Genomic DNA, 15,634 nt, shown 5'->3' with positions numbered 1-15,634 from the left:
TTATAGAGAGTGGAGGAGAAACGATATGGGCTTTATCCGTACCTTGCATGGAGATATCAGCAAAGAGGAATTGGGCTTTACGTATTCCCATGAACATATCGTATGCCGTCCGGCCTACTGGCAGGAACGGGGAGTGGACGATTTGCTGTTGGATGATAAAGAGAAGTCCAAGCGCGACGTTCTGGATTTCAAACAACACGGCGGATGCTCCATCGTGGATGCTACAGCCGTCGATTATGGACGGGATGTTCAAGCGGTGCAGGAAATCGCGCTTGAAACCGGCATTCGCATTGTAGGAACGGCGGGCTTCAATAAAAGCTTCCTGTGGGATGCCAAAATCAAAGAGGAGCTGAAGCCGCTGATCGGCGATTATGAGAGTTATGCGCAGTGGATCGAGGCCAAAAGCATCAACGAGCTGGCGGATTTCGTCATCCGGGAGGTGGAAGAAGGGCTGGAAGGCACGCCATTCAAAGCAGGCCAGGTTAAGTTCGGGACAGGCTATAACCGCATCACGCCGCTGGAGGAGAAGACGCTGCGCGCTGTAGCCCGCGCTCATCACGAAACAAAAGCCCCCATCCACTCCCATACGGAAGTCGGCACCATGGCGCTGGAGCAAATCGAACTCCTAAAAAGCGAAGGCGTGGATCTATCCTACTTGAGTTTAGGGCATATGGACCGGAACCCCGACCCGTATTACCATGAGCAAATCGCCGCAACCGGAGCCTACATGAGCTTTGACGGTATCGGCAAAATCAAGTATGCGCCGGAAAGCACCCGCATCTCGCTGATTCTGGAGCTTGTCCGAAAAGGCTATGAGGATCAGATTCTCATCAGCGGAGATACCGCCCGTAAAACCTACTACAAGCATTACGATTACGGTCTCGGGCTGGAGTATATTATTTCCAAATGGGTGCCGCGCTTTGTAGATGAGGCGAATCGCAGCGGCTTTGACGGCCGGAAGCTGGTGGAGAAATTTTTCGTCAGCAATCCGGCCGACTGCTTCTCATTCAAAAAGTAAGGGGGGCTTAGCGTCATGAAATTCGAACTCGAGAATTCGGTTGAGGTGGAGGAGAAAATCCGCAAACTCGGCGCGGCCATACTTCCAATCGGTGCCGTTGAAGCGCATGGTCCCCATCTGCCGCTGGGCACGGATAACCTGCTTGCGTCCAGGCTCGCGGACAAATTGGCGGAACGGACGGACAGCTTCGTTCTGCCGACCCTTCCTTATGGTCAAGTGTGGAGTCTGCGCAATTTTCCGGGAAGCATCAACGTGTCGAACGAAGCGCTCATCCGGCTGCTTGCCGATATCGGCGAGAGTATATATCATCAGGGATTCCGCATATTCATCATGGTCAACGGCCATCTCGGCAATGCGGTTGCGCTGAAGGAAGCGGCGAGAATTTTATACGAACGGGTACCCGAATTGAAGGTGTTCTACTTCTTTTATCCAGGCACGAAGGAAATCACGGCGGAGGTACGCGAGGCTTCGGCCGCTCACGGCAGCTACATGCATGCCGATGAAATCGAGACGTCCTACATGCTGTATCTTGCGGGCGAATACGTGGACATGAGCAAGGCGATCGACGGCGCTCCGCACATCCCGATTGAAGCGGACTTCACGCCTACACCCTGGGAGGAAATGACGGCTTCCGCGGTGCTTGGGGATGCAACGTTGGCAACGAGGGAGAAGGGAGAGCGGATTATCGAGCGAAGCCTGGAAGTCATGGCCGACATGGTACTCCGGGCGAAAAAAGCGATATGAACCCTTTCACTCGCGGAAGAATAACAGAAATCTATACAAATACAGGAACCACGAGGTGAAAGCGATGATGATGGACACCTATTTTGATGTGATTGGCGGGTTGTTTGACAAAGTACGAGCGGAGCAGGCCAAGTCGATACGTGAAGCGGCGGAAAAGGTGGCGGCCTGTATTCAGCAGGGCGGCATTATTCATCTGTTCGGCTGCGGGCATTCGCATATATTGACCGAGGAAGTCTTCTACCGGGCAGGCGGACTCGTACCGATCCGTCCGATTCTCATAGAGAAGCTGATGCTGCATGAAGGCGCGGTACGTTCGTCCGAGCTGGAAAGACAAAACGATCTTGCCGTCGAATTCATGAGCAAGCAGGACATCCGCAAGGGAGAGGTCGTATTCGTCCTGTCCACCTCGGGCCGCAATCCGGTTCCCGTGGATGTCGCTTTGATGGCGAAGGAAAAGGGGGCCTTCACCGTAGGCATTACCTCACTGGAATATTCCAAAAGCATGCCGTCCCGGCACAGCAGCGGCAAGCACCTGGCGGATGCCGCGGATCTGGTGATCGACAATTTCTCGGTCAAGGGCGATGCGGTATTGAGCCATCCCGGCCTTCAGGTCCCCTTTACCCCGAGCTCGACAGTGATCGGAGCCTTGATTTTGAACGCCCTGTTCGCCGAATCCATTGAGATTATGATTGAACAAGGCTTTAACCCCCCTGTATTTCTTAGCGGAAATATCGACGGCTCCGATGAGCACAACCAAGCGCTGGTCGAGGTGTATAAAGGCCGGATAACCTTACTGGCCTGACAAGGGTCGAGCGGATGAACGGCAGGAAACAACAGAGAAACCGCAACTTTACGTTTCAGTAAGTAACAGCCCCGGGCTGGCGGTTACAGGATGAGGAGGAAAGACATGTTCACACAAACGGTAACCATACAGAATGAGCAGGGCTTTCATGTACGTCCGGCTCAGCTATTCTCGGAAAAAGCAGGACAATTTGGAGGAGAGGTTCGTCTGAAGACAAACGAAGGTCGCTCGGCGGATGGCAAGAGCATGCTGGAGCTGATGACGCTTGGCATTGAACAAGGAGCCGTCGTGACCATCGAAGCAAACGGAGACGGTGAACAAGAAGTCGTCGAAGCCCTGATACAGCTCGTCGAAAGCAAGTTTGGTGAAGCCTGATGAATAGGCTGGATATTCAAGGAATCGGCGTATCGGAGGGTATCCGGATTGCAAAGGCCTATATCTACAAATCTTCGGTGGGGGCCAGCGGCGAAAGCAGCCCCGAACGGAATTATATTCCCGATACCTCGGCTGCGGTCCAAGACGAGCTTCATAAGCTTCGCGAAGCCAAAGCGGGCTGCGCCGAGCAAATGGAGAAGCTGATTGAGAAAGCGAAGGAAGCGGTAGGCGAAGAGCAAGCGGGCATTCTTGCGGGACACCGAAAGCTGCTGGACGATCCGGCCTTCTACCCGAAGATGGAGGCGCGGATCCGGGAGAAATTGGAGACGGCCCCGAGGGCCGTTGCCGAGGTTGTCAACCAAGTCGCCTCCATGTTTGAAGGCATGAGCAATGATTATATGAAGGAGCGCGCAACCGACATCCGCGATATCGGCGGCCGTCTTCTCGCCTGTCTGTCGCCTGGACAATCGCAGGGACTTGCCGGAATCACCGAGCCGGTGATTCTCGTTGCCGACGATTTGACGCCTTCGGATACGGTGCAGCTGGACCCTGCCTTGGTGGTCGGCTTTATCACCCGTACCGGGGGAGCAACCTCGCATACTGCGATTCTCGCGCGGTCGCTCGGCATTGCCGCTGTCGTCGGCGCGGGAGACGGGATCGACGGCATCGAGGACGGCGATCTGCTCGTCCTCGACGGATCAGCCGGGCTGTGCATCGCCCGGCCGGAAGCGGCGGAGGCGGAGCAGCATCGGCTCCGCATGCAGCAGGACCTCGAGCGCAGGCAGTCGCTCGAGGAATACATTGCGCGTCCGGCGGTGACCGCCGACGGTACGCGCGTGGAGCTCGCGGCGAACATCGGCAGCGCCGCGGAAGCCGAGGCCGCCGTCCGGCAGGGCGCGGACGGCGTGGGGCTGTTCCGCACGGAGTTCCTGTTCATGAACGCCACGGCCATGCCGGGCGAGGAGGAGCAGTTCCGTGCGTATCAGGAAGCGGCCCGGCAGATGGAGGGCCGCCCCGTGATCATCCGCACGATGGACATCGGCGGAGACAAGGAGCTTCCGTACCTGCAGCTGCCAAAGGAAACGAATCCCTTCCTGGGTTACCGTGCAATACGGGTAGGGCTTGTCCGCCAGGAACTGCTGCGCACGCAGCTGCGGGCCGTGCTGCGGGCCAGCGCCTTCGGTACGGTGAAGGTCATGTTCCCGATGATCTCCGGTTTGCAAGAATGGAGGCAGGCGAGATCCATCCTGGCGGAAGTGCAGGGTGAATTGAGGGAGGAGGGCGTACCGTTCGACGAGAAGATGGAAGTCGGCATTATGGTCGAGATTCCCTCCACGGCCGTGTTGGCAGGACTTTTCGCGGACGAAGTCGATTTCTTCAGCATCGGTACGAACGATCTCGTTCAGTACACGGTTGCCGCGGATCGCATGAACGAACACGTAGCACACCTGTACGATTATTTCCATCCCGCCGTGCTTCAGCTCATCCGAACGGTGATCGATGCTTCCCATAAGGCCGGTAAATGGACCGGCATGTGCGGCAGCATGGCGGGCGACCCGTTGGCCGCACCGCTCTTGCTCGGTCTGGGACTTGACGAATGGAGCATGGAGGCTGGCAGGCTCAGCTCGATCAAGGAAAGGCTCGAAGGATTGGATCGAGCGGAATGCCGCGATCTGGCGGGACGCATTCTTCGCCTGGACACGCCCCAAGCCGTTCGTCAGGAGCTGGAGGCATTTTGCAGCGCTAAGATTCCCTGCTGATTTCATCTTCGAGAATTTCATAGTGTAGCGATTCCGTTCGCGGCTCCGCAAGAAAAAAACCCTTGATGATTCATCAAGGGTTTTTAGTCTTATTCGCTTCAATGTTTCACACCAAGCCATGTCAGAACAACCAGGGGACCTCGATATTTATTGACCAGTTTCGGAGGACTTCATAGAATGAATAGAGAAGGACTGCCTATTAGAAGCCTCATAGAAAGAGGATGGAACATGGAAAACAGTGAAAAGAGCTTTGTGATCAGTATGGAGCGCTTTAAGCCTCACACCTTTCAGGCCGAGCAGGGAGAGGGCCTCTTCCAGTCACATGCCCATGAATACGATGAGCTGACGCTGGTATTGGATGGGGAAGGGTACTACAGCTCTTCTGAACAGAATATCAAGGTAGCTGCCGGCGATCTTATCCTGATACCTGCCCGGCTTCATCACGGCTTCGTTTGTACGAGGCCTTGGCAGGGGATATCCGTTCATTTCTTCCACGATAGGCTTCCGGTCCATTGCCAATACCTCTTTCATGAAATAGAGTCCAAACCACATCGGATCCGGAGCGCCCATCTTCACGAAGATGATATGCGGTGGGCGGAAATCAGTTTTTTTCAGCTGGAGAAAGAATGGAATTCCAAGAGGCAAGACATCGATGCCTACAACATGATGCGGATTGCCTTTGAGACAACCTTGCTGATATTCCAGCGTAACAGGGAAACGTCGATAAGGGCGGCAGGTACCGATCAAGTCGTATTGGAAGCGATATTAAAAGAAATTCATAGCAGCTATCATACACAAATTACGGTTAACGAGCTCGCAGCTCGCCATTTTATTTCCGAAAGCAATCTTCGCAGGAAGTTCTCGGAATCCTTCGGCGTCTCGCCAAAGCAGTATATCATCAACCTTCGTTTGATGGAGGCTAAACGGCTGTTGCGACAAACCGATAAGGCGATCGAATCGATCTCCGCCGAGGTGGGCTTTACCTCTTCCAGTCGGTTTTATGAGTTCTTTACGAAAGCGAATGGAGCCACACCGCTTGAATGGCGTAAGCAGAATCCATGAATCGAATCGTTTATGAGGACCGTCCGTCAGGGCGGCCCTTTTCTTTTTCGACCGTCGAAAACGATTCGGTATTGCTTTATTTTGCATATATACTAAAGCGTTTTCATAATTGTTTGCCCAGAATTCATCCCTGATAATTAATGAAAGTAGGAATAAACCGAAGGGGGGACTTCGCTGAAGGCTTTACCTTGACTGGAATGAAGGGATAAAAGGAGAGAGAGCATGTCAAATCGCACAACGACGTTTAGCAATCCAATCGTATTAAACGCAGCCGATCCTTGGGTGCTGAAGCACACGGATGGCTATTATTACTTTATGTCCACGCAGCCGGGTCGCCTGGAACTTACCCGATCCTCCACCTTGACCGGACTTGCAGAGGGCCGAAGGAAGACCATATGGTCTCCAGAACCGGGAGGTCCCTACAGCTATAACTTGTGGGCACCGGAAATACACGATCTGAATGACAAATGGTACATCTACTATACGGCTAACGATGGCGGAGGAGACGAATCGCGGGGGCTATGCGTGCTGGAGAACGAACATAGCGATCCGCTCGAAGGCGAATGGGTTTGGAAAGGGGCGATGAAGACTCCCGTTCCGGGCTTGGACGGCACCGTGATGACGGTACGGAATCGGCTTTATTTTCTATATGCCGGATACGGACATTTTCCCGAATACGGATCTGCTATTTATATTGCGCAAATGGCTAATCCTTGGACATTGACCGGGGAACACCGCTTGCTAACGGCTCCAACGCTTACGTGGGAAAAACAAGGCGGAATGGCCATTAATGAAGGTCCCGTCACGCTGCATAGGAACGGCCGCATTTTTCTGGTTTATTCCGCCAGCACGACCTGGTCCGAGGATTATGCCCTGGGAATGTTGACGATGGATGAAGATGCCGATCCGATGGATCCGGCTTCATGGCAAAAGTCGATGGAGCCTGTTTTTCGCAAAAGTATAGAGAATGGAGTCTATGCGACCGGCCACAACAGCTTTACGAGATCTCCGGATGATCAAGAGGACTGGATCGTCTTCCATGCGCTTCCTTCAGCCGACGCCGATGCGAGCATCCGCTCGACGCGCATACAGAAATTCGGTTGGAAACTTGATGGGACGCCTGATTTCGGGGTTCCTTGGAGCGATGCGCATCATCAGCCCGTACCATCGGGGGAGTGATCAATGAACGCCTTTAAACAGGTTTGCATATGAAATGATCCATTATCTATTATGGAGGGATCGAGATGAATACTAGGCTGAAACGTTTTGGGCTGCTTGCAGTCATCGTTATGCTGTTCATGTCAACCTTAGCCGCGCCAACGGCGCAGGCGGCTGCTATCGGAACGGTTGTATATAGTAATCCGGCTGAACCGGAGCCTTATTATGTAAGGGCGGTCAAGCTTGATAATGGAGATATTCTGACCACCTTCACCCCGCGGTTTCCCGGCAACGCAGGATGGAGCGGCATGCAGCCCTTTCCCTTTTACAAGAGCACGGATAACGGGGCAACCTGGTCCTTATTCAGTGAAATTGATCCGAATGATTACGGACTGAACCGGAATCTGCAAGGCATGACAACGCTGTATGTACTGCCTCAGCAGGTTGGGGATTATCCGGCAGGAACCTTATTGTTTGCATCCACGGATTGGGACAACTCCGCACCGTATACGATTCATATCTGGAGAAGCACGGACAACGGCGCCACTTGGCAGTTTCACAGCAACCTGGCTGCAAGGGGAACCGAGGGGACAAAGCGTACATGGGAGCCGGAGTTTGCGATCACGGCCGATGGCCGGTTGATTTGCTATTACTCGGATGAGCGGAAACCGGGGTATAACCAGGCAATCGCGCAGGAGATTTCCAGTGACGGTGGACTGACCTGGGGAAATTACAGCATCATTGTGGGCAATCAGGCAGATTGGAATTGGCGTCCGGGGATGCCGCGGGTCATACAAGCGAAGAACGGAAGCTATTTCATGTTTTTTGAGATGCTGGGGGCAGCCCCTAACTTTGCGGTCCGGTTCAAAACCTCACCTGATGGCATCAATTGGGGAAGCCCGACGGATCTGGGGGAGGTTGTAGGAACAGGAATATATCGCGCATCCCAGACACCGGAGGTTGCTTACATCGATGACGGAACCGCGAATGGCCGCTTTTACGTTCGGGGCATGACGGATGTGGTTTCTTCCGCTAACAAAATGTTTACGAGCGCCGATTACGGAGCGACCTGGACGCAAATGGACGCCCCGCTGACCGTAAAAGGGACTAATCAGAGCACACCGGCTGCCTGGAGCGGAACGCTGCTGCCGCTAGGCCCGTCATTGCTCCTGGAGGTCAATACCGTAAAAGTAGGGAGCCGGAATGAAATCCGCGCCAATGTAGCCCAGGTGGACAAGGAATTCTCCATTGTATCCGGGGGGACCTATAAGCTGGTCAATCAGAATAACCAGCTTCTTCTGGATAATGCCGGCGGCGGTTCGCCGGCCGGGACAAACGTCATCCAGTGGAACGATCTCGGGGAAGATACCCAGTGGTGGCGGTTGGATTACAGAAACGGCGGCTTCTTCCGGGCAATGAATGTAAACAACAGCCTGATCCTGGATAATCCCAACGGAGCCACGACACCGGGTACAAACGTGATCATGTGGACGAATAATGAATGGGATACTCAGAGGTGGAAATTTACGCACAAGGGCAACGGATACTACAACAGCATGAACGAGCGCAGCGGATTGATGCTGGACAATGCGGGTGCCGGCGCTCCGGCCGGTACCAAGGTCATTCAATGGACGGCCAACGGTTTGGATACGCAGAATTGGAAAGCGGTGCGGGTGGATGCGGAAATTCCGGTCAATCAGTTCGAGAGCTTTAACATCGCAAACAGTTTTGTTCGTTATCATGACGGCCGAGGGAAGATTGACGGGGGGCAGTACAGCGGTGAATCGCAATGGAGAATGGTTCCTGGACTGGCCGATCCATCCGCCGTCTCCATCGAATCGGTGTCCTTTCCAGGTCAATATCTCAGACATCGTGACGGCAAGATTTGGCTGGAGTCCAATAATGAGTCCTCTCTGTTTAAACAGGATGCGACATGGAAGTTGCGTACCGGCTTTTCAAGTCCATGGGCAGCCTCCTTCGAGTCTTATAACATATCCGGAACATTTATCAGGCACCGGGACGGCATGTTGGAGATCTCGCCGATCACGACTGAATTGGATCAGAAGGACGCCACATTTTACGTGAAGTGATTCATACGTAAGGAATAAGCCTAATATTGTGTGCTTGTTCTTGCAACATAATTAACTAGAGAAGACAGCTGGTCAGGGCGATCGGCTGCCTTCTTTTCTTGCAAATTTTATCATTCTATTATCAGTTCTTTTATCGCGAATACGAAATACGTTTATATAACAGGAATGAATCCGGCTTTTTTAAGTGGACATGCAGCGGGTCCTGTAGGCCGGGTAGGTACAGAAGATGCCACGCGTTAAATGTAAGGAGGGAGCATAAACTTCATGAATACCATGTCCAGCATTCTAGATAACAAAATAATAGCGATTATCCGCGGCGCCAATTCAAAAGACGTTTTGAACATGGCAAAGGCGCTGCACGAAGGCGGGGTGAACATTCTAGAAATCACCATGAATTCACCAAACGTTTTGTCTGTCATTAAAGAGGTATCCGATGAGCTAGGAGATCGGGTGGTGGTGGGTGCCGGTACCGTTCTGGACGCTGAAACTGCGCGAGCCGCTATCTTAGCAGGCGCCAAATTCATTCTGTCTCCTACGGTTGATATAGAAACGATTAGAATGGCAAAACGGTACGGAGCAGTCAGCATCCCGGGTGCCTTTACTCCAACTGAAATTTTATCGGCTCATGAAAATGGCGGAGATATAATCAAAGTATTCCCTGCGACGTTGGGACCAAGCTTCATTAGAGATATACGCGGACCGCTTCCGCAAATTCCGTTGCTGCCAACTGGCGGCGTCGATTTAGACAATATTCAGGAATTTATGAAAGCGGGCGCTGTTGGTTGCGGTATTGGAAGCGCACTTGTGAATACGCAGCATGAGATAACCGATGAGTATCTAGTGCAATTAACAGAAAAAGCGAGACAATTTGCTTCAGCCGTACAATCTAACGAGGATGAAGGAGCGTATTCATAATGAAAATTACGGGTTACGAATTATTCCTGGTGCCGCCCCGCTGGTTGTTTTTAAAGATGGAGACGGATGAAGGCATTATCGGCTGGGGCGAACCTGTCATTGAAGGAAAAGCGAGAACGGTAGGAACCGCAGTAGAAGAGTTAATGGAGAATTTAATAGGGAAAGACCCATTAAGAATAGAGGACCATTGGAATCTCATGTATCGATCAGGCTTTTACCGGGGCGGCCCCATCTTAATGAGTGCGATTTCGGGCATTGATCAAGCCTTATGGGACATCAAAGGGAAATATTATAACGCGCCCGTTCATCAATTGCTTGGGGGAAAAGCAAGGGAGTCCATCAAGGTCTATTCATGGATTGGGGGAGATCGTCCTTCAGATGTCGGGAATTCGGCGAAAGAAGTGGTCTCCCGAGGATTTACAGCCGTAAAAATGAACGGTACGGAAGAACTTCAATATGTCGATTCCTATGAGAAAATAGACCAGGTCATTGAACGCATTGCAGCTGTCAGGGAAGCGGTAGGTCCGTATGTTGGAATCGGCATTGATTTTCATGGTCGCGTGCATAAGCCAATGGCCAAAATCTTAGCCAAAGAGCTGGAACCTTTTCGCCCGATGTTTATTGAAGAACCGGTTTTGCCCGAAAATAATGAAGCGCTGCGCGACATTGCTAATCACGTAGCCATCCCTATTGCAACAGGTGAACGAATGTTCTCCAAATGGGAGTATAAACGTATATTGATGGATGGATATGTTGATATTATTCAGCCGGATCTATCCCATGCAGGCGGTATTACAGAATGCAAAAAAATCATCTCCATGGCTGAAGCGTTTGATGTGGCGGCAGCTCCGCATTGTCCACTTGGACCGATTGCATTAGCCTCTTGCCTTCAAGTCGATGCCACTTGCCACAATGCATTTATTCAAGAACAGAGCCTTGGCATTCATTATAATCAGGGGAGCGATTTACTCGATTACATTGTGGATAATCTTGTGTTCGAGTATGAGAACGGTTACGTGAAAATACCGGAGGGTCCTGGCTTAGGAATTGAAATCAACGAAGATCATGTGCGAAAAATGAGCGATATCGGACACAATTGGAGAAACCCCGTTTGGCGGCATACGGATGGAAGCATCGCGGAGTGGTGATAACCCAAACGGATGCCAATCCAAATCATCGGTATATGTATGTGTTTTGCATATAGCTTCCTGGAGCGCCGGCAGCCCCTTCTGTATCCAGTAGAAGGGGCTGTTTTTTACGGGATGCATCCTTTATAAGGGCGTTTTTATAAGTTATCCATGTCTATCGGGCAATCCTCAAGAAAAGATCCCGGAACACCTCGTCACGCCGAATGAAATGAACGGAGCGAATCATGTGCCGTAATGGATCATGCATCCATCGAAAATCCTCGGATATGCGCGGACTGTGAACCAGAGCGCTCGGACACCACTCCGGGTTGTTGAGCCAGGCAATGACGGCAATGTCCCAAATGACCCGGGAATAAGCAAAATGATCGTCGGAACAACTTAAATATGTTTGGAATAAATAATCCCCGATCTCGCCTTGGCCTTTGACGAAGTCCCGCAGTTCGGATAATGAGGTTTGCAAATGTGATGCCACGCCGAGGCAAGGAACGAGTATGAGCGGGATGCCGCAGTCCAAGACCAGCCTGGATGCGTGCAAATCCTGAAAAAGGTTAAACTCCTTCGTATCGCTCCAATGCAGGGCATGCCCGCCTAACCATACCAGCACGATCCGTTCGAGGATCCGGGGTTCCATGAGCAGGGCGGATGCAACATTCGTGATGGCACCGATCGCAACGACATACAAGGGATCGGCAGGATCGCTTGCCATGGCCCGCTCAACGAGATTGCGCGCGGCTTCGCTTTCGACCGGCTGGTCGGAAGCAGGAAGGTAACCCGTGGAGCCGCGATAGACAGGGATGTCTTCACGTCCCAGAATGCGGCGGATGTTCAATATTTCCTGGTAGCTTTTTTCCATTCCGTCCGCAGGACCTGAAGATAGCTCATTGAAGAAAGGCGCTGCATATATTGCCTCTACGGTCATGTTATCCGTGGATTTCAGCGCGTAAGCGATCGCAAACGGATCGTCGATTTCATTGAACGCGTCGGTATCCAGCACCAGGCGGATTTTATGTCCCGGATGCTCGAGACGCTGCACCAATTGGCTTGCCGGGATCGTTGGAAAAGTAGTCATCGCCATATCCTCCAATCATGTTTGGGCTAGGCCGCCAGGAGCCGCTCCAGCTGATTCATCTAGCATTAGGAAACGAACTTCATACGCTGATCGTGGGTTCGACCACCGTTATGGCATTACGGATGGAATCGAGATTAACGGTTGCGCCAATCGGCAGAGCTGCTTTATACACACCATGGCCTGTGGCAAGATTCGTGATCAACGGCTTGCCGAGAGGCACGATGAACTCGTTGATGACATCCTCATAGGCTTTGCCGTAAGCCGTCTGGCAGCCTGTACATTCCCCCATGATGATGCCGATGCAGTCACGAAATTTTCCGGCGAGCTTCAAATCGTTGAAGTATCTGTAGACGGTATTGGTAGGTTCATGCGTTTCTTCAAGAACGATGATTTTCCCCCGTGTATCGATTTCGAAGGGAGTCCCCAGCGTATCAACAAATGACGTTAAATTACCGCCTACAAGCGGCCCCGTAACGTTGCCCGGAATCCGGCCGATCAGGGGCATTCCAGGCGGGTTCAGGATGGGACGCGTTAATGAATACAGGGACGTTGCCGCAAAAAACTGATCGAAATTATAGGCTGGCGTTTCGGGTTTGAAGTCAATAAGCAATAGACTATGGAAGGTAATTAAATCGACCAGTTGATGCAGGGCGTTTAATAGAACCGTGATATCGCTGTAGCCCGTCAAGATTTTCGGGTGATTTCGGATAACCTGATAATCCAGGTACGGGAGGATTCCAGCTACGCCTGTGCCGCCTCTGGTAGGCAGTATCATTTTAACCTGCTCGTTTTGGAACATCATCATTAAATCGGATGCCCGCTGTTCGTCGGTGCCAGCCAGAAACCCGTTTTGCGCATAAACATATTGACCCAATACAATATTGAACCCCATTGCTCTCAAAAATTCGATCCGTGCATCAATGATGCTGGCAGCGAGCGGGCTGCCCAAGGTAACGATTCCAACGGTATCGCCTCTCTGTAGTATTGGCGGACGTATCGGCATATTCCTGCCTCCTACCTTGAAATAGAAGAAGCCTCGTATTCCCGTGTTTCTTTCTAGATTATATTGAATACGCCATCTGCACAGTACTGAAATGAAGCGGGAATAAGTAATCGTCAGTTAGACCTGACTTCCCCTATATTAGATTGGAGGCTTGCTTTCAGGGACGCTGGGGGCCGGCCCAATAAATTCTCCAGATCGCCAGAAGTGGAAGACGTATCGATTTTTCTTAAAAAGCTAAATATCCAATGCTGCACCTCATTGGTGAGACAGAGGGATATCGGTGTTCCCGTTAGCTCGGAAAGAGAGGAGACCAAATCGTTGAAAGTCCAAACGGAAGGCGCAACAAGCTCATAAGTCTTATTCGAATGACCCTCACCGGATAATACCCCCGCTATGGCGGCTGCCAGATCGGAGCGCGTAACCGCGTTGAACTGCCACGATCCCGGTTGGACGCGAAGATGGCCTGTCGACATGGCTGCATGTAAATCCAGTGCTTCAATAAAGTCCATATACAAACCGCTGCGAAGAAACGTATAAGGAATTCCGGTTGTGCGAATGGCGTGCTCGGTAGCCAAATGCAAATGGGTCATTGAAATGTCGCTGTGTTCAGGAAAGGCAAAGCCGGTGTATAAAATATGGCCGACGTTCGCTTTTTTTGCAGCTTCAACCACATGGGCATGCTGCCGCAAACGAACGGTGTCATCGGGGTGGGGGCTAGAAATGAACAACAGGCGAGAAGCGCCGGCGAATGCCCCCTTCAGGGAAGCGGGTTCGTCGTAGTCGCAGTAGCGGACCGCAATTCCCTGCTCCTCCAATGCTGCTGCAGAGTCCATCTGGCGAACGCAAGCAACGATTTGATTGGGCAGAACATGGTGTAAAAGCTCTTTAATAATGAGCCGGCCGAGCCGGCCACTGGCTCCAGTAATGACGATAGACATCAATGTCATCCTTTCCCTATTTGGTTAAGTACTTAACTAAATTGGCATGAAATCACCGTTACGACTCCTTTAATTTTTGAAGAAGGCCCAGAAGCTGCTTTAATTCAAGTTCACTCAGCACGTTCATTTTTTCGGATATCCGCTGCCTGTTCGCGGGCAGGTTGTGAAGCAATAGATGCTGACCTTCGCTTGTAATGGTGATGACCGACTTTCGACCGTCCCGGGGATGGGGATCCCGGCGAATCAAGCCTTCATGCTCCAAGGGGGTAAGCAGCAGACTGATATTGGGTTTGGTTACACCGATTGTTTGTGCCAGCTTGGAAGGAAGCATCGTACCTCCCTCTTTCATAAGCTCAACTAATATCCGTATTCTGGCCCCGTTCAGTCCTTGCGATTTCCAATAGCTTTCGGATACGTCGACCAGCTTTGCCGTTGTCTCCACTAGGGTAAAAAAAGCAAGGGCAGGCAGCGGCAAATCCAGCACGTAATGTTGCAGGTCGTCCAAAGTGATCATGCCTCCCATATTGTTAAGTCCTTAACTATATTCAATGTAATTCTTGAGTGAGCCATTGTCAACTGAGAAAAATGTGTGAATCCGAACGTTCCAGGTAAAGCAACAAGCACTTGCCATGATCGCAAGTGCTTGATGGCGTGTCTTAACGACGGGAAGCAGCCTGCTTCCTGTATGCTCCCGGGGTCATGCCCGTCAATTTTTTGAAATTGCGATGAAAGTGCGTCAGCGTGGCGTACCCGCAGATTTCAGCGATTTGCCCGACAGACGCCTCGTGGTTTCGCAGAAGCTCTTTGGCACGGGCAATCCGTTTAGCATGCATGTAACCCGTCACATGCAAACCGGTGTATTTCTTGAACATGCGGGAGAAATGGGCGGGGTCCACCGCAGCTTGTGCCGACAGAGCGGCTAGTCCGATAGGCTGATCCAGGTGTTCGTGAATCCATTGGATGGAATCCATCAGCCAGGCCGGGCCGATCTGGGAGTGGGCCGTCTGTTCTGCGGACAGGGTGCTGATATAGCGATTGATATGCAGCAGCAAGGAGCGCAACTGAAGCACGAGCGCCTCGCGGAATCCTAGCTGGGTAAGCCGGATTTCTTCCGAGATTCCTTTCAGCATGTCCTCGATATAGGCTTGGTTCGACTCGGGTAATTGATGACGATAGGAGCCTGTTTTTTGAGCATATTCAAAACAGCTGAGGACGGAGTATTGCAAATCGCTTCCGTTCGCACCGAGTACAAGCGAAGGCGCAAAGAATAAAGCACTCGAAACAATGGGCTGGTCCGGGTCAGGGAAAGAGCTGTGAATCGTGTTACCGGGTATGATGAAAAGGTCGCCTTCTTTTTTCTCCATCAGCTTGTTCTCAATAAAAAAAGTGCCTTTTCCCTGGTACACATAAACCAATTCGTAAAGATCATGCAAGTGATGAGGCAGCTCCAATTGGGGGCTTTTTTTAGTCCGATAAACCATTTCCATCGGAAACAGGGGGTCCCCTTGAAAGGGTTTACGCAAGGGAGTCATGATTCACCACTCCTTATCCT

15 protein-coding genes are annotated in these 15,634 nt (G+C 51.7%); 10 read left to right on the top strand and 5 right to left on the bottom strand.

Translation table 11 applies throughout. The annotated features are described in order from the left end of the window. Nucleotides 1-25 precede the first annotated feature (25 nt). The 10 genes from MHH82_RS24440 to dgoD all read left to right on the top strand — a co-directional run bounded on the left by MHH82_RS24440 (nucleotide 26) and on the right by dgoD (nucleotide 11,072). Nucleotides 26-1,018, top strand: a complete 993-nt coding sequence (locus MHH82_RS24440) for a phosphotriesterase family protein (RefSeq protein WP_015736906.1) — start codon at nucleotides 26-28, stop codon at nucleotides 1,016-1,018. A 15-nt stretch (nucleotides 1,019-1,033) separates the two neighbouring features. Further along, the gene (locus MHH82_RS24435) at nucleotides 1,034-1,762 is read left to right on the top strand and encodes a creatininase family protein (RefSeq protein ID WP_015736905.1); all 729 of its coding nucleotides are present in this window, start codon (nucleotides 1,034-1,036) and stop codon (nucleotides 1,760-1,762) included. Between the two features lie 67 nt (nucleotides 1,763-1,829). Then, complete coding sequence (locus MHH82_RS24430; protein ID WP_340970141.1) at nucleotides 1,830-2,564, top strand: SIS domain-containing protein; 735 nt, start codon at nucleotides 1,830-1,832, stop codon at nucleotides 2,562-2,564. Between the two features lie 105 nt (nucleotides 2,565-2,669). Continuing rightward, nucleotides 2,670-2,939, top strand: coding sequence for an HPr family phosphocarrier protein (locus MHH82_RS24425; protein WP_009593276.1), 270 nt, complete (start codon nucleotides 2,670-2,672; stop codon nucleotides 2,937-2,939). Beyond that, nucleotides 2,939-4,699, top strand: coding sequence for a phosphoenolpyruvate--protein phosphotransferase (gene ptsP / locus MHH82_RS24420; RefSeq protein ID WP_340968243.1), 1,761 nt, complete (start codon nucleotides 2,939-2,941; stop codon nucleotides 4,697-4,699). The genes MHH82_RS24425 and ptsP overlap by 1 nt, the downstream gene beginning before the upstream one ends. A gap of 228 nt (nucleotides 4,700-4,927) precedes the next feature. After that, nucleotides 4,928-5,761, top strand: a complete 834-nt coding sequence (locus MHH82_RS24415; protein WP_340968240.1) for an AraC family transcriptional regulator — start codon at nucleotides 4,928-4,930, stop codon at nucleotides 5,759-5,761. Between the two features lie 222 nt (nucleotides 5,762-5,983). Further along, on the top strand, nucleotides 5,984-6,940 hold the full coding sequence (locus MHH82_RS24410; RefSeq protein WP_340968237.1) for a glycoside hydrolase family 43 protein: 957 nt from the start codon (nucleotides 5,984-5,986) through the stop codon (nucleotides 6,938-6,940). A gap of 65 nt (nucleotides 6,941-7,005) precedes the next feature. Beyond that, entirely contained in the window at nucleotides 7,006-9,009 is a 2,004-nt protein-coding gene (locus MHH82_RS24405) for an AbfB domain-containing protein (RefSeq protein ID WP_340968234.1), read from the top strand. A gap of 264 nt (nucleotides 9,010-9,273) precedes the next feature. Next, complete coding sequence (locus tag MHH82_RS24400; RefSeq protein ID WP_036659670.1) at nucleotides 9,274-9,924, top strand: bifunctional 4-hydroxy-2-oxoglutarate aldolase/2-dehydro-3-deoxy-phosphogluconate aldolase; 651 nt, start codon at nucleotides 9,274-9,276, stop codon at nucleotides 9,922-9,924. Beyond that, a complete protein-coding gene (gene dgoD, locus MHH82_RS24395) occupies nucleotides 9,924-11,072 on the top strand; it encodes a galactonate dehydratase (RefSeq protein ID WP_145037019.1) in 1,149 nt (382 codons plus the stop codon). Before MHH82_RS24400 ends, dgoD begins: the two co-directional genes overlap by 1 nt. A gap of 154 nt (nucleotides 11,073-11,226) precedes the next feature. Here the strand turns inward: dgoD and MHH82_RS24390 are convergent, their stop codons facing one another. The 5 genes from MHH82_RS24390 to MHH82_RS24370 form a co-directional block, all read right to left on the bottom strand. Beyond that, complete coding sequence (locus tag MHH82_RS24390) at nucleotides 11,227-12,141, bottom strand: nucleoside hydrolase (RefSeq protein ID WP_145037021.1); 915 nt, start codon at nucleotides 12,139-12,141, stop codon at nucleotides 11,227-11,229. Nucleotides 12,142-12,220: 79 nt separating this feature from the next. After that, complete coding sequence (locus tag MHH82_RS24385; RefSeq protein WP_145037023.1) at nucleotides 12,221-13,144, bottom strand: S66 peptidase family protein; 924 nt, start codon at nucleotides 13,142-13,144, stop codon at nucleotides 12,221-12,223. Between the two features lie 113 nt (nucleotides 13,145-13,257). Further along, nucleotides 13,258-14,082: an NmrA family NAD(P)-binding protein gene (locus MHH82_RS24380; protein ID WP_340968228.1), complete on the bottom strand. Its 825-nt coding sequence runs from the start codon at nucleotides 14,080-14,082 to the stop codon at nucleotides 13,258-13,260. A 58-nt stretch (nucleotides 14,083-14,140) separates the two neighbouring features. Further along, nucleotides 14,141-14,596, bottom strand: a complete 456-nt coding sequence (locus MHH82_RS24375) for a MarR family winged helix-turn-helix transcriptional regulator (RefSeq protein ID WP_340968227.1) — start codon at nucleotides 14,594-14,596, stop codon at nucleotides 14,141-14,143. 142 nt (nucleotides 14,597-14,738) lie between these two features. Next, nucleotides 14,739-15,614, bottom strand: a complete 876-nt coding sequence (locus MHH82_RS24370) for an AraC family transcriptional regulator (RefSeq protein WP_340968225.1) — start codon at nucleotides 15,612-15,614, stop codon at nucleotides 14,739-14,741. Nucleotides 15,615-15,634 lie beyond the last annotated feature (20 nt).

It is taken from the genome of Bacillus sp. FSL K6-6540, assembly GCF_038007545.1.
The sequence above is the reverse complement of the archived record's forward strand: the minus strand, read 5'-3'. Positions and strand labels throughout refer to the sequence as shown.

Excerpts from the sequence above, each read along its gene's own strand:
- MHH82_RS24375 (WP_340968227.1), bottom strand. The coding sequence starts at position 14,596 with ATGATCACTTTGGACGACCTGCAACATTACGTGCTGGATTTGCCGCTG.
- MHH82_RS24380 (WP_340968228.1), bottom strand. The coding sequence starts at position 14,082 with ATGTCTATCGTCATTACTGGAGCCAGTGGCCGGCTCGGCCGGCTCATT.
- MHH82_RS24400 (WP_036659670.1), top strand. The coding sequence starts at position 9,274 with ATGAATACCATGTCCAGCATTCTAGATAACAAAATAATAGCGATTATC.
- MHH82_RS24385 (WP_145037023.1), bottom strand. The coding sequence starts at position 13,144 with ATGCCGATACGTCCGCCAATACTACAGAGAGGCGATACCGTTGGAATC.
- MHH82_RS24370 (WP_340968225.1), bottom strand. The coding sequence starts at position 15,614 with ATGACTCCCTTGCGTAAACCCTTTCAAGGGGACCCCCTGTTTCCGATG.
- ptsP (WP_340968243.1), top strand. The coding sequence starts at position 2,939 with ATGAATAGGCTGGATATTCAAGGAATCGGCGTATCGGAGGGTATCCGG.
- MHH82_RS24405 (WP_340968234.1), top strand. The coding sequence starts at position 7,006 with ATGAATACTAGGCTGAAACGTTTTGGGCTGCTTGCAGTCATCGTTATG.
- MHH82_RS24435 (WP_015736905.1), top strand. The coding sequence starts at position 1,034 with ATGAAATTCGAACTCGAGAATTCGGTTGAGGTGGAGGAGAAAATCCGC.
- MHH82_RS24390 (WP_145037021.1), bottom strand. The coding sequence starts at position 12,141 with ATGACTACTTTTCCAACGATCCCGGCAAGCCAATTGGTGCAGCGTCTC.
- MHH82_RS24415 (WP_340968240.1), top strand. The coding sequence starts at position 4,928 with ATGGAAAACAGTGAAAAGAGCTTTGTGATCAGTATGGAGCGCTTTAAG.
- dgoD (WP_145037019.1), top strand. The coding sequence starts at position 9,924 with ATGAAAATTACGGGTTACGAATTATTCCTGGTGCCGCCCCGCTGGTTG.
- MHH82_RS24410 (WP_340968237.1), top strand. The coding sequence starts at position 5,984 with ATGTCAAATCGCACAACGACGTTTAGCAATCCAATCGTATTAAACGCA.
- MHH82_RS24425 (WP_009593276.1), top strand. The coding sequence starts at position 2,670 with ATGTTCACACAAACGGTAACCATACAGAATGAGCAGGGCTTTCATGTA.
- MHH82_RS24430 (WP_340970141.1), top strand. The coding sequence starts at position 1,830 with ATGATGGACACCTATTTTGATGTGATTGGCGGGTTGTTTGACAAAGTA.
- MHH82_RS24440 (WP_015736906.1), top strand. The coding sequence starts at position 26 with ATGGGCTTTATCCGTACCTTGCATGGAGATATCAGCAAAGAGGAATTG.